The organism is Sphingosinithalassobacter tenebrarum (genome assembly GCF_011057975.1).
Taxonomy (GTDB): Bacteria; Pseudomonadota; Alphaproteobacteria; order Sphingomonadales; family Sphingomonadaceae; genus Sphingomonas; species Sphingomonas tenebrarum.
Genome location: NZ_CP049109.1, coordinates 2193229 through 2207499, shown reverse-complemented (window position 1 = coordinate 2207499; position 14271 = coordinate 2193229). Strand labels below are relative to the sequence as shown.

10 protein-coding genes are annotated in these 14271 nt (G+C 63.9%); 4 read left to right on the top strand and 6 right to left on the bottom strand.

The features are described from left to right. Window positions 1-195: 195 nt before the first annotated feature. The 5 genes from G5C33_RS10865 to G5C33_RS10845 are packed head-to-tail and all read right to left on the bottom strand — an operon-like array spanning window position 196 to window position 4956. On the bottom strand, window positions 196-1131 hold the full coding sequence (locus tag G5C33_RS10865) for a Gfo/Idh/MocA family protein (RefSeq protein WP_165327229.1): 936 nt from the start codon (window positions 1129-1131) through the stop codon (window positions 196-198). Next, window positions 1128-2123, bottom strand: a complete 996-nt coding sequence (gene araD1, locus G5C33_RS10860) for an AraD1 family protein (RefSeq protein WP_165327228.1) — start codon at window positions 2121-2123, stop codon at window positions 1128-1130. Before araD1 ends, G5C33_RS10865 begins: the two co-directional genes overlap by 4 nt. Then, complete coding sequence (locus tag G5C33_RS10855; protein WP_165327227.1) at window positions 2120-2752, bottom strand: 2-dehydro-3-deoxy-6-phosphogalactonate aldolase; 633 nt, start codon at window positions 2750-2752, stop codon at window positions 2120-2122. The genes araD1 and G5C33_RS10855 overlap by 4 nt, the downstream gene beginning before the upstream one ends. Continuing rightward, a complete protein-coding gene (locus G5C33_RS10850; RefSeq protein ID WP_165327226.1) occupies window positions 2749-3630 on the bottom strand; it encodes a 2-dehydro-3-deoxygalactonokinase in 882 nt (293 codons plus the stop codon). Before G5C33_RS10850 ends, G5C33_RS10855 begins: the two co-directional genes overlap by 4 nt. Before the next feature lie 12 nt (window positions 3631-3642). Continuing rightward, window positions 3643-4956, bottom strand: coding sequence for a sugar MFS transporter (locus tag G5C33_RS10845; protein WP_165327225.1), 1314 nt, complete (start codon window positions 4954-4956; stop codon window positions 3643-3645). 118 nt (window positions 4957-5074) lie between these two features. On the opposite strand from G5C33_RS10845, the gene G5C33_RS10840 reads away from it, so the two are divergent. Genes G5C33_RS10840 through G5C33_RS10825 form a run of 4 tightly spaced genes read left to right on the top strand, consistent with a single transcriptional unit; the run spans window position 5075 to window position 11315 of the window. Beyond that, entirely contained in the window at window positions 5075-6220 is a 1146-nt protein-coding gene (locus tag G5C33_RS10840; protein ID WP_165327224.1) for an aldose epimerase family protein, read from the top strand. Window positions 6221-6232: 12 nt separating this feature from the next. Further along, window positions 6233-8026 carry an IlvD/Edd family dehydratase gene (locus G5C33_RS10835; protein ID WP_165327223.1) on the top strand — a complete coding sequence of 598 codons (1794 nt, stop codon included), beginning with the start codon at window positions 6233-6235 and terminating at the stop codon, window positions 8024-8026. Next, window positions 8026-9651, top strand: coding sequence for an alpha-L-fucosidase (locus G5C33_RS10830; protein ID WP_165327222.1), 1626 nt, complete (start codon window positions 8026-8028; stop codon window positions 9649-9651). The genes G5C33_RS10835 and G5C33_RS10830 overlap by 1 nt, the downstream gene beginning before the upstream one ends. Before the next feature lie 38 nt (window positions 9652-9689). Continuing rightward, on the top strand, window positions 9690-11315 hold the full coding sequence (locus G5C33_RS10825; RefSeq protein WP_323126167.1) for a DUF5597 domain-containing protein: 1626 nt from the start codon (window positions 9690-9692) through the stop codon (window positions 11313-11315). Window positions 11316-11393: 78 nt separating this feature from the next. On the opposite strand, the gene G5C33_RS10820 is transcribed toward G5C33_RS10825, so the two are convergent. After that, window positions 11394-14261, bottom strand: coding sequence for a glycoside hydrolase family 31 protein (locus G5C33_RS10820; protein WP_165327221.1), 2868 nt, complete (start codon window positions 14259-14261; stop codon window positions 11394-11396). Between the last annotated feature and the right edge of the window lie 10 nt (window positions 14262-14271).

Genomic DNA, 14271 nt, shown 5'->3' with positions numbered 1-14271 from the left:
GGACGATTTCCCGATTCGATGGAAAAATTATGGGGGAGACAATGGCGACGTTGCCGGGGCGGCGCGAAAACGCTCTGCCGGGGGGGCTGCTCGCGAGGCACCTCGCCTGCCCGGATCGAACAACAGCCCGGTCGAGCGGACTGCGGCCAACGAGCGTTTGCGCTTTTCCGTTCGCCGCCAGGTGCCCGTTCCGCGCTATTCGATAAAGGCCGCGACCTGCCGATGCCGCCCTTTCAGAAACGCATCGGCAACGATACGCAGCGGCGCCAGATCGACATCCGATTCCCCCGCCCGGATCAGTTCGGCATAATGCGCATAGAGAGCCGGATATTCCCCGTCATTCTCCGCCGGCGGTTGCCGGCCGTCAGGAAAGCTGACCTCCGCGCCTCCCTTGGCAAGGCGCAACGTGCCTGCGTCCGTCTCGATCGCGATATCCCAGCTCTGCGGGCCCTGCTGCAGGAAGTCGAGCTCCATCGCGACGTTCACGCCCGCCGAATCGCACATTGAAACCGTGCCTGCGATCGGGGCGGCGCAATTTTCCGGCACCTCCAGGTCGGCTGCGGTCACGAATAGCGGCCGCGGCAGGATATGCGTGATGATCGACAGCGCGTTGATCCCCGGATCGAACACACCAAATCCCCCGGGCTGCCATATCCATGCCTGACCGGGATGCCAGACGCGAACATCCTCGCGCCAGGCGATTCGAACGCTGCGTATCTCGCGATCGGCAAGCCAGGCCCGGGCGGGAGCGACGCCCGCCGCATGCCGCGAATGCCAACTCGCAAACAGCGTCGTCTCCCGCGCGCAGGCGAGATCGCGCAGCGCCTCGGCCTCACCCAGCGTGGCGGCGGGCGGCTTTTCGAGGAGGACGTGCCAGCCGCGCGCAAGGGCGGCCTGCGCCACTGCGCGGCGCACCTGCGGCGGCGTACAGACCGAAACTGCGTCGACGCCGATATTGCTTTCCGCCAGATCGCCGACTTCCTCGAAATGCGGAATGCCGTCGCTGCGCGCTCCGTCGCGGCTCACCGTCGCGACCAGCTCGAACGCGTCGCTCGATGCAATGGCGGGTAGATGCTGGTCGCGCGCGATCTTGCCCAGCCCGATCACCGCCAGCCGGATCGCGCCGCTCACAGCGCGCGCACCGTCACGTTATCCGCAGGCCCGACTTCGAGCCGATTGCGCAGCGGCAAGACGAAGGGCTCGGCCGAAATCTCGAATTCATCACCCGGCTGCGTCGTCACGCCATCAGCAAATGACAAGGTAGCCGTCCCGAAGAAATGGACATGAATGTCTCCGGGCCGCCGGAAACCGGCATATTTGAAATGGTGCGCCTCGAGATTGGCGATATGGTGCGACATATTGGCTTCGCCGGTCAGGAACGGCTTTTCCCAGAGCGTGGCGCCGTCGCGCAGAATGCGGCTGGTGCCGCGAATATCGGCGGGCGGCGTGCCAAGCAGCAGTTCCGCGCCGAGCGCCGCCGGGCGAAGCTTGGAATGAGCGAGCCACAGATAATTGTGCCGCTCGGTCACATGATCGCTGAATTCGTTGGCAAGCGCGACGCCAAGCCGCCAGGGCGTGCCGTCCTCACCGATCACGTAGATACCGGCAAGCTCGGGCTCTTCGCTGCCGTCCTGAGCGAAGGCGGGAGAGCGCAGCGGCGCGCCGGGGCCGACCAGGCCGCTGCCGTCGCCCTTGTAGAACCATTCCGGCTGCTGCCCCGTCTCGCCGGGAGCAGGCTTCCCGCCCGCCACACCTTCAAGGAACATGCGCATCGAATCGGTCTGATGCTCGGCCTGCGCGGCCGCCTTGTGCATCTTGTCGCGCCCCTCGGCCGAACCGAGGTGCGTCAGGCCGGTGCCGGCAAGGATCATTCGTGCCGGGTCATCGTGGTCGATGGCGGGCAACAGCCGCCCCGCCGCGAGTTCGGCTGCCAGATCGACACCACGGCTGCCGGCGCGCCTCTGCGCCTCTTCGGCAAGTGTGCGCCCTTCCCCAATCGCGGCGAGCGCCAGTGCGCGTGTCGTATCTACCTGGTCGACAAACACGGCCTGCTCGCCGTTCGCCCAGATGACCCCGCGAGTGCCGTCGTCGGCACGATGTTGGACGAGACGTTGGAAAGTCATGCAAGCTCCGAAAGGGACTGGAGGAAACGCCGCGCATCGGCGGCGACCGCAGAGGCCGGTTTTCCGGGACGATAGAGGTTGGAGCCAAGGCCGAAGCCATCGGCACCCGCTGTCCGCCATGCCGCCATCGTGTCGGGGGTGATACCGCCGACTGCCAGCACCGGTACCTCGCGCGGCAGCACGGCCCGCTGCGCCTTCAACATCGCGGGTACCGCACTGTCGGCGGGAAACAGTTTCAGCGCGTGCGCACCGGCGGCAAGCGCGGCAAAAGCCTCGGTCGCCGTGTAATAGCCGGGTGCACAAGCCATCCCGGCAGCCACGCCGGCCCGGATCACCTCGGGATCGCTGTTCGGCGACACGATCAGCTGTCCCCCCGCAGATGCGACTTGCCGCACCTGCTCGATGGTCAGCACCGTCCCGGCGCCGACCACTGCCCTGCCCGCCAGGCGCCTGGCCAGCAGGCCGATGCTTTCCAGCGGATGGGGCGAATTGAGCGGAACTTCGATGATGGTAATGCCGGCATCGACCAGCGCATCGCCCACCGCCGGCGCTTCACCGGGCGTCAGGCCGCGCAGAATCGCGACGAGCGGGCATTGCGAAAATGCGCGTTCGAACAATTCGGCGTTCATTGCAGCTTCTCCCATATCCCGTGAACTCCGGCGAGGAAGGCAGCGTCGCTGTCGATCGCGACAACGCGCATTCCGGCAGCGGCGAACGCCGCCGCATAGAGCGTCGCAAGGGTTCCCTGCGCGATCAGGTGAATCCTACCGGCCGAAGAATCGGATTGCGCGCGAACATCGGCACCGATCAGCACCCCGCTGGCATAGCTGGCGGCATCTTCGGGTGCGATCGTTTCCAGCAATACGCCAGCGCGAACGCCGAAAAGCTGCGCGGAAAGGTCCCGGCACGTCGTGCCGCGCGCCAGCCCCTCGCGAAAGGCCGGCCCGTCGCAAACGGGCGCATTGAGCATCCCGGCCAGAGTGCCCTGGGCCTTGAGCAGTGCAAACAGCTCTCCGGTCATGGTCGTGGCAAAGTCGACGATCCGGCCAGCATCGGTGACCACCCACTTATTGTGGGTGCCGGGCTGACAGAAATGCCCGTCTCCCGGTGCCATATCCGCAGCGATCGCGCCGAGAACCTGCACCTCTTCGCCGCGCATCACATCCGCCCGATCGCGTTGGCGACGCGCGACGCCGGGGATCAGGAAGACCGATTCCTCCGGGCAAACCACAGCTTCGGCCAGTGCGGCAAAGCCAGTGGGCAGGTCGACATAGGGCACATCCACCCAGCCGCGATTGGAACCTATCATGCCCGCGGCGAGGATCGGCAACGTCCCGAACCGTTCCCGGACATCGGCAATCGCAGCGGGGTAGTCCGTCGGCTCCATCGCCAATACCCCGCGATCATCGCGCTCGCTGCGCAGTGCCCGCCCGCTCGCCGCGACCAGATGGACGCGGCGATTGGTCGTGCCCCAATCGATGGCGATATAGGCGCCTTTTTCCGGCATGGCCGACCGCCGTTACGCCTGTTCGGAAACCGCCTCGGGATCGGGCAGCGGCTGCGTCACCTTCGCACCCCAAAGCGCGTAGAACAGGATGTAAAGCTCGCAGACCGCCGTCAGCAGGAACGACAGCTGAAGGCCGTACATATCGGCAATCCAGCCCTGCACCACCACAAGCGCACCGCCTGCGATCGCCATGATCAGCAGCCCCGACCCTTCCTCGGTAAGCGGACCGAGACCGCGAATGCCGAGCGTGAAGATCGTCGGGAACATGATCGAATGGAACAGCCCCACCAGGATCAGCGACCACATGGCAACCGGCCCGGTGGTGAAGACGGTTACCAGCATCACGACAAAGGCGCCGACCGAAAATGCGGCCAAAACGGTTTCGGCGGGAATCCTCTGCATGATCGCCGAGCCGGCGAACCGGCCGACCATCATTCCGCCCCACAGGAAAGTGAGATAGCGCCCCGCCTGCTCATGCGTCAGATCGGCAATGTCGGGCTGGCTGACGAAATTGACGAACAGGTTGGCGACGCCGATTTCCGCGATCAGGTAGATGAAGATCGCCGGGATGCCGAACACCAGATTGCGGTGCTTCCAGAGCGAGTGCTTCTTGCGCTCTTCCTTGGCGACACGGTTGGCAGTCGAATTCATTGCGGGAAGCGGAAAGCGCGCGATGATGATCGCAAGGACGATCAGCACCGCCGCGACCAGGATGTACGGCAGGATAACAGACCGCGCATCGGCAAGCCGTTCGGCCTCGGTCAGCACCGTACCGACGGCGGACGTCCCGCCCTTCGACTGGCCAAGGATAAGATAGGCGCCGAACAGCGGCGCGAGCATCGTGCCCGCCGAATTCATCGCCTGCACCAGATTGAGCCGCGACGACGCGGTTTCGGGCGTTCCGATCACTGCCACATAGGGGTTGGCCGCCACCTGCAGCAGCGTGATGCCGCTGGCGATGACGAACAGCATGAACAGCGTGACGCCGTAGGAGGGAATGCTCGCCGCCAGGGTCATGCCGAGCGAACCGGCGGCCATGATGCCCAGGCCGATGACCAGCGAACTCTTGTACCCGACTCGCTCGATCAGCTTGGCCGAGGGAATCGACGCGAAGAAATAGGCGATGAACCACACGCTCTCGATCAGCGTCGTCTGGGTATAGCTCAGATCGAATACGCTGCGCAGATGCGGCAGCAGCGTGTTGTTGATGACGGTGATGAAGCCCCACATGAAGAAGAGGCTTGCGAGAAGCGTGAGCGCAGGAAGGTAGGACGCGCCACCTCCGCCGCCAGTCTTGCTACCAACCGGTGTTGCCCCACCTGCCATCGAATCTCTCCTGTGAAATTTATGATAGCGCTACCGTCTTGTGCGGTCGCTGTCCAACGCGGTAGAGAGATCAAACCAACGGTCAACCAAAAAAAGCGAACAAGCGCAGGAGAGAGCGATGAAGGCAGGCAATTCAGGAATGCTGGCGCTGGCAATGCTGAGCGCTACCGGCTGGGCGACGGGCGCAAGTGCCGCCAGCGCCGAGCGCGGCACGTTCGGCACGCTCGACAACGGCACTACCATCGAGTCGGTCACGCTGCGCGGCGACAATGGCGTTTCGGTGCGAATCATCACGCTCGGTGCGACGCTGCAGGCGTTCGAGGCACCGGACCGCAACGGCGACATCGCCGACATCACGCTCGGCTATGACGATCCGCAATCCTATCTCTCCCACCCCAATTATTGGGGCCAGACGATCGGTCGCTACGCCAATCGGATTGGCGGCGGACGTTTCACGCTCGACGATGCAGTCTTTCAGCTGACGCTCAACAACGGCACCGCGTCGCTGCACGGTGGCACCGAAGGCTGGGACATCCGGGTGTGGAAAATCGAGAAGGTCGAACAGGGGCCCGTTGCCCGTGTCGTCCTGTCGCTCACCAGCCCCGACGGCGATCAGGGCTATCCCGGCACGGTCCAGGCGCGCGTCACTTATGCCCTTGACGATCAGGGCGAACTGACCATCGATTTCGATGCGACGACCGACGCGCCGACCGTCATCAACATGACGAACCACGCGCTGTTCGATCTGGGCGGCGAAGGCTCGGACATCGGAACGCTGAAGCATCGCCTCACCATTCCGGCGAGCCGCTATACCCCCGTCGACGAAGCGCTGATTCCGACCGGCGAATTACGCCCGGTTGAAGGCAGCGTGTTCGATTTCCGCGAAGGCCGCGTCCTTGCCGATGGCATCCGCGACGGCAGCGACGAACAGATCGTTCTGGGCCGCGGCTATGATCATAATTTCGTGCTCGACAAGGGCCGGACCGACGCGCCCGAACTGGTCGCCCGGCTGGAAGACCCGGCCAGCGGCCGCGTGCTCGAAGTGCTCAGTACCGAACCGGGCCTGCAATTCTATTCGGGCAATTTCCTCGACGGCACGCTGATCGGGAAGAACGGCCACCTCTATCGCATGGGCGACGGCATCGCGCTCGAACCCCAGCTTTTCCCCGACACGCCCAACCAGCCCTCCTTTGGCACGGCGCGTGTCGATCCGGGCGAAACTTATCACCACCGCATGATCTACCGCGTGTCCGTGGCACGCTGATCGGAGATTCCAATGACGACCCCCGACAAGAAGCTGCGCAGCCGCGCATGGTTCGACAACCCCGCCAATGTCGACATGACCGCGCTCTATCTCGAACGCTATCTGAACTTCGGGCTGAGCCTCGAGGAACTGCGTTCGGGCAAGCCGATCATCGGCATCGCCCAGACCGGCAGCGACCTTTCGCCGTGCAATCGCCATCACCTCGTCCTTGCCGAGCGCATCCGCGAGGGTATTCGCGAAGCGGGCGGCATCGCGCTCGAATTTCCCGTCCATCCGATTCAGGAAACCGGCAAGCGGCCGACTGCCGCGCTTGATCGAAACCTGGCCTATCTGGGGCTGGTCGAGGCGATTTACGGCTATCCGCTCGACGGCGTGGTTCTGACTACCGGCTGCGACAAGACGACCCCCGCGCTGCTGATGGCGGCCGCGACGGTGAACATTCCCGCGATCGCGCTGTCGGTCGGCCCGATGCTCAACGGCTGGTTCAAGGGCGAGCGCACAGGCTCCGGCACAATCGTCTGGCATGCGCGCCAGCTTCTGGCGGCGGGCAAGATCGACGACGAAGGCTTCATCAAGCTTGTCGCCAGCTCGGCACCCTCGACCGGCTACTGCAACACGATGGGCACGGCGACGACGATGAACAGCCTTGCCGAAGCGCTCGGCATGATGCTGCCCGGATCGGCTGCGATCCCGGCGCCCTATCGCGACCGGCAGGAAGTCGCGTGGCGCACCGGCAAGCGGATCGTCGACATGGTGCATGAGGATCTGAAGCCCTCCGACATCATGACGCTCGATGCGTTCCACAACGCGATCGTGGTCAATTCGGCGATTGGCGGATCGACCAATGCGCCGATCCACCTTGCCGCAATCGCTCGCCATGTCGGTGTCGACTTGCCGCTCAAGGACTGGGAAACCGAAGGGCATCACGTGCCGCTGCTGGTCAACCTCCAGCCTGCGGGCGAGTATCTCGGCGAGGACTATTATCGCGCCGGCGGCGTTCCCGCCGTCGTATCGCAACTGATCGAGCAGGGGTTGATCCGCGAAGGTGCGATGACCGTCAACGGCAAGACGATGGGCGACAATTGCCGCGGCGTCGAGATCGAGGACGAGAAGGTCATCCGCCGTTTCGATCAGCCGCTGGTCGAGGAAGCCGGATTCCTGGTCCTGTCGGGCAATCTCTTCGACGCCGCGATCATGAAGACCAGCGTCATCAGCGATGAGTTCCGGCAGCGCTATCTGTCCAACCCCGATGATCCCGAAGCATTCGAAGGCAAGGCGATCGTTTTCGACGGACCGGAGGATTACCATCACCGCATCGACGATCCCTCTGTCGGCATCACGCCCGATACACTGCTGTTCATGCGCGGTGCGGGGCCGATCGGCTATCCCGGCGCGGCCGAAGTCGTGAACATGCGGCCGCCGTCCTACCTCATCACCGAAGGGGTCAGCGCCCTGCCCTGCATCGGCGATGGCCGGCAGTCGGGGACGAGCGGCAGCCCGTCGATCCTCAACGCCTCGCCCGAGGCGGCGGCCAATGGCGGCCTGGCGCTGCTCAAGGATGGCGATCGGGTGCGCATGGACCTGAAAAAGGGTAAGCTCGACGTGCTGATTTCCGAAGCGGAGCTTGCCGAACGCCGCGAGGCGCTGCTTGCCGCGGGCGGGTATCAATATCCCGCCTCGCAAACGCCCTGGCAGGAGATCCAGCGCTCGATGGTCGGCCAGATGGACAGCGGCGCGATCCTTGAAGGTGCCGAGAAATATCAGCGCATCGCCCAGACCAAGGGCCTGCCGCGCGACAATCACTGATGGCTGGTCCGCCCCCTTCCCGCCGCGCGGTACTCGGCGCCGCCGCCGCCGCCCCTGCGCTGATCGCCGCGCGCGGCAGGGGAGGCGGCGTGGGTGGTCCGGTGCAGCCCAACTGGCCGTCGCTGGTGTACAATTACCGCTATCCCGACTGGTTTCGCGACGCCAAGTTCGGGATCTGGTCGCATTGGGGGCCGCAATCGGTGCCCGAGCAGGGCGACTGGTACGGGCGGTTCCTGTACATGCAGGGCCATCCGATGGCTGACTTTCATCGGCAGACCTATGGCCATCCGACCGAAGTGGGAATGAAGGATATTTTCCCGCGCTGGACTGCCGATGCATGGGAGCCCGAAGCACTGATGCGACGCTTCGTGAAGGCCGGCGCCAAGTACTTTGTCTCGCTCGCCTGCCACCACGACAATTTCGACTGTTTCGAAAGCGCTCATCACGGCTGGAACGCCACCCGCATCGGGCCGAAGCGCGACGTTGTTGGCGAATGGGAGCGCGCGGCGCGTGCCTCCGGGCTGCGCTTCGGCGTCTCGAACCATATCTCGCATGCATGGCACTGGTTCCAGCCCGCCTATGGCTATGACCCCGTCGGGCCGCACAAGGGCGAGCGCTATGATGCGTACCGCCTAAGCAAAGCCGATGGCGCGGGCACCTTCTGGGAAGGGCTCGATCCCCAGCAACTCTACACCGGCCGCCACATGGTGGCGCCCGACGGCATCGACAGCATCGATGCGATGAACGCGTGGCACGACGCGCATGACGGCCAGTGGATCGAAACCATTCCGCCGGGCGACACCGGATTCGCGCGGCAATGGCTGCTGCGCCAGCAGGATCTGGTCGCGCGCTACAAGCCCGATTTCTGCTATTTCGATAATTACGGCCTGCCCTTCGATCGCTACGGGCTCGAGGCGGCGGCGGACTATTACAACCGCTCGATCGCATGGCATGGCGAAATCGACGTTGTGTTGACTGCCAAGCAGCTGCAGCCGCACATGCGCTTCGGCGTCGTACAGGATGTCGAGCGCGGCTTTTCGGACCATCTGTCGGACGAGCCGTGGCAGACCGACACCTGCATCGGTGACTGGTTCTACAACCGCGCCCGCTACACCGACCGCAGCTACAAGAGCGCGCGAGACGTGGTGCAGCGGCTGGCGGATGTCGTGTCGAAGAACGGCAATCTGCTGCTCTCCATCCCCCAGCGCGGCGATGGCAGCATCGACAGCGAGGAAGAGAAGATCCTCGACGAACTGGCGGCGTGGATGGCGGTAAACGATGAAGCGATCTTCGGGTCGCGGCCTTTCCACATCTATGGCGAAGGTCCGACGCAGCTCACTGCGGGCATGCAGAACGAAGCCGGGTTCGAGGGGTTCGACGAGCGCGATGTGCGTTTCACCACGAAGGACGGCGCGCTCTACGTGCTGTTCCTCGGGGCGCCGTCCCGACCAATTTCGATCGCGGCGCTTGGCCGCAATCGCTGGGACGGGCGCGTGGCGCGCGCGACGCAGCTGGGCGCAGGGCCCGTCGCATATTCGCAGCGGGGCGATTCACTCACACTCACGCTCAAACCAGCAACTGGTTTCGTACCGGTGGTGAAGATCGAAGGAGCCGGGGTCGCCTGAACGCCCTCCCCGCTCCCGAAAGAAGAAGGGGATGGATTTTGAAGACCGGATGGATGGCGCGCTTCGCCGCGCTGCTGAGCGCGGGATTGCTCGCCACGGCGCCCGCCGCGGCACAGCAAGTGCCGCATATCGTGTCGCAGGACGGGCGCCACGCGCTGATCGTCGACGGCGAACCCTATCTGATGCTTGCGGCTCAGGTGAACAATTCGAGCAACTATCCCGCCGCGCTGCCGCATGTCTGGCCGGTGATGGAGGAGCTCAACCTCAACACCGTCGAAGTGCCGGTAGCGTGGGAGCAGATCGAGCCGGTCGAGGGTGCGTTCGACTTCTCCTTCCTCGACACGCTGATCGCGCAGGCGCGCGAACATGACGTGCGGCTGGTGCTGCTCTGGTTCGCGACGTGGAAAAACACCAACCCGCAATATGCGCCGCGCTGGGTCAAGCTCGACAATGATCGCTTTCCCCGCATGCGCCGCGCCGACGGCGATTTTCACTACGCGCTCTCTCCCTTCGGCGAGGAAACACTTGCGGCAGACAAGCGCGCCTTCGTCAAGCTGATGGAATATTTGCGCGACCATGACCGGCAGAACACAGTCATCATGGTGCAGGTGCAGAACGAGCCGGGCACCTATGGCCTGGCCCGCGACCATTCGTCCGAAGCGAATGCGCTGTTTGCAGGACCGGTACCCGATGCGCTGGTGCGGCAAACGGGCAAGCAGCCGGGAACATGGACCGAGCTATATGGTCGCGACGCCGAGCTCTATTTCCACAGCTGGTACGTCGCGCGCTACATCGATCAGGTGGCCGAAGCGGGCAAGGCGGTAAAGCCGCTGCCCATGTACGCCAATGCCGCACTGACCGGCAGCCCTTTCGAATGGCAGGATCCCAACAGCTATGCCAGCGGCGGCCCGGCCAATACCGTGGTCGATGTCTACAAGGCCGCGGCGCCGCATCTCGATCTGGTCGCGCCGGATATCTACACGACCGACCACAGGAAATATCTCGGTTTTCTCGATGCCTATGACCGGGCGGACAATCCGCTGATGATCCCCGAAACGGGCCATACGCCGGACTATGCGCGCTTCTTCTTCGAAGCGATGGGGCGCGGCGCGATCGGTTGGTCGCCCTTCGGCGTGGATCATCTGCGCTTCCTGCCGAGCCGCCCGATCACGCCCAAGCTCAACTTCGAGGCGATCCGCGACTTTTCCGCCAACTATGAGCTTTTCCGACCGATCGACCGGCTCTGGGCGCGGCTGGCGTTCGAAGGAAAAGTCTGGGGCGCCTCCGAACCCAACGACCCCGCCGACGAACACAAGCAGGTTATGCAGCTCGGCAGCCATGTCGCCACCGCCAGCTTCGGTACCGGCGACTGGGGGCCGACCGAAGCCAAGGGCAATGACCGGCCCAAGGGTGGCGTTGCGATCGCACGGCTCGGCCCCGACGAATATCTCGTCGCCGGCTATTTCGCGCGCGTCGAATTTTCGATGGCCGATTCCGAGGACGAAAACCTGATCTTCGATCGCGTCGAACAGGGCCATTACGACGAAGACGGCAACTGGGTGTTCGAGCGCGTATGGAACGGCGATCAGGTCGATTGGGGACTGAACTTCACTTCGGCGCCGCAAATGCTGCGGGTGAAGCTGGCCACTTATCCGAAACGCTGAGCAGCGAACGGCAAAAGAAAGGGGCGGAGCGCCGACCAGGCGCTCCGCCCCTTTTGCGTTTCGCGAAGGGATCCGCCGTTACGGCCGTGCCACTACAATCGGCTCGCCGCCATAGGTGACTTCGGCGTCATAGCCGTTGTCGTCGGTTACCGGCTTGCCTTCGCTGACCCAGCGGATGCGGACAGTGCGGCGCGTCTGCATGCCATCCCAGCCCTCGCCTTCGCGCGCGCCCAGCGTGACGTTGCCGCTGGCATCGTCATAGGCGATCGGAATGCGGCTCCACGCGCCCCGCTTGTAGCCCATGCTGCGGCCATCATCCTCGTAAAGCGAGAAACTGCCGTCCGCACCGGTATAGACCGTGATCGTCAGCGGGGCGTCCGGCTTTTCGTCGACATATTGCGTCACCGGTCCCATCGGCACGATGCTGCCGGCGCGGACGAAGAGCGGCATGCGTTCATACGGTGCGTCGACCGTGTCGGTATTGCCGCCGCGATGCAGCGCGCCGCTGTAGAAATCATACCAGAGCCCGGTTCCCGGGAAATAGACGTCGCGCGAGCGCGCTCGATATTCGGTGACCGGGGCGACCATGAATGCCTTGCCGAACATATATTGGTCGTCGAGATCGCGAGCCTCGCCGTCTTCGGGGAAGTCGGCCGCCAGCGCCCGCATGATGCTGCCATCCTTCATATAGGTGTCGGCGGCGACCGTGTAGATATAGGGCATCAGGCGATAGCGAAGCTCGTCATACCACACCATCGCATCGCGCGTGGGCGACCCTGCGGCGCCCAGCTCGTAGATTTCGCGATACGGAAACTCGCCGTGGCTGCGGAACAGCGGCGTGAATGCGCCGAACTGGAACCAGCGCACATTGAGCTCGCGCCACTCGGCCAGATCAGCCGCAGTGGGGTTTTCGCTGTTGTAGCGATTTTCGACGGAGAAGCCGCCGATATCGTGCGTCCAGTTGGGGATGCCCGACATCGACGCATTGACGCCCGCCGAAATCTGCGCGCGCAGATCATACCAGCGCGCCGCGACGTCGCCCGACCAGATGGCCGAAGCATAACGCTGAAGTCCGCCGAAACCCGACCGGGTCAGCAGGAACGGACGGACATCGGGCTTGTACGCGGTCCAGCCATCATAAAAGGCCTCGGCGTTCATCAGCGGGAAGCTGTTGAAATATTGCGCCGCCGGTCCGATCGCGGTCGGACCCATTGTGTCGATCCGTTCCTCGATCGAAAGGTTCGAATGCATGTCGGGCTCGCTGGCATCGGCCCACCAGGCGTCGAAGCCGTGCACGGCGATCTGCTCTTCGATCTGGCGCCAGAAAATCTCGCGCCCTTTGGCCGAATAGGGATCGTAGAAGGTGCTGAGATAGCCCGGGCCGACCCAATCCTTGTTCCCCTGCTCGATATTGCCCTTGTAGACCGCGCCCGCCGCTTCGAGCTCGGCATAATTGTCAGTGGTCGGATAGAATTTCGGCCAGACCGAGATCATCACATTGGTGTTCTGGTCATGCGCGGCCTGCACCATCGCACTGGGATCGGGGAAGCGACTGGGGTCGAAATTGTGGCTGCCCCATTCATCGTCACGCCAATAGCGCCAGTCGAGGACGATATTGTCGATCGGAATCTGCAGCTGCCGATAGGTATCGACGACATCGGTCAGTTCCTCGGCCGTGTCATAGCGCTGGCGCGACTGCCAGAAGCCATAGGCCCATTTGGGGAGCATTTCCGCCTTGCCGGTCAGTTCGCGATAGCCCGCGATCGCGCCGTCGATGCTGCCTCCGGGAATGAACCAGTAATCCTTGCCCTGCGCGACGTCGCTGGTGAACCAGATCGAGTTGCGATCCTCCATCGGCAGCGGATCGCTGTGTAGCAGCGCCATATAGCCTGCGTTCGGCTCCCACTCGATGCGGATGTCGGCCGGTTCGCCCGCGGTCATCGGCACTTCGAAATTGGCGTACCAGGGGTTCCAGTTCTGCCGCCAGCGATCGAGCATTTCCTCGCCGTTGACGAAAACCTTGAAATAGCTCGAGCCGTAAAGCTGGAACTTGTGCGTGCCGGTGGTTTCGGGGTGGAGCGTGCCGGTCCAGACGACGGTCTGCTTCTGCACCGCATTGCCTGCCGTGTTCTGCCCGCTCGACGCAGCTTCGGTCGCGGCGGTCGCCGCCTGCGGCCAGTTGTCCTGATCGCGGATATACTGATAGTCGATCGTCGCTTCCTGCCGCGTCACCACCAGATCGTCGTTCAGGAAATATTGCGCGGTGAAGCCCGGCTTGCCGTTCGACGTGACCTTCATTCCCTCGCCGACCGGCTGATAAGGCTGTGGATTGCCGAAGCGCGTGATCGATTCATTGTCCCACAACAGGCCGTAGCCGCGCGTGGAAACCAGGAACGGGACGCCGATATCCATGTTGTGCTGCGCGAGTTCGACATCCTCGCCCATCATGTCCATCGCGGACTGCTGATGCTGCCCAAGGCCGAACACGCCTTCGGACGTACCGCGATTGAATTGCTGCGAGACCCGGACGAACGGCTTTCCGTCGGCGCTGGTGCGCGTGAACGTCGGCGAGCCCGATTCGGCGAGCAATTCGCTGCCGTTGGGATCGAGGAAGCGGACCTGTCCCGTCGCGGTATCGATTTCGGCGGTGGCGCGCGCGGCGGTGATGCGGACATGGCCGTCGGTCGCGCTCACCTGATACTGGCCCGCGGCCGGGGGTTGCGGCGCCATCAGGCTGGGCGCCATTTCGCCGGTATCGACCTGACTCGGCGCGGCAACGACGTGGAAGATACCGTCGCCGTGCAACGTCACTTCGACACGCGAAGCCGAAGTCGCGTCCGGCGTCACGGCAACGCCGTCCGGGATGGTCTGATAGCCCTGCGCGAAAGCCGGACTGGAGATAGCGCTACCAGAAAACAGCGCGGCGACGATCAGTTTCTTCTTCATATGCATTCTC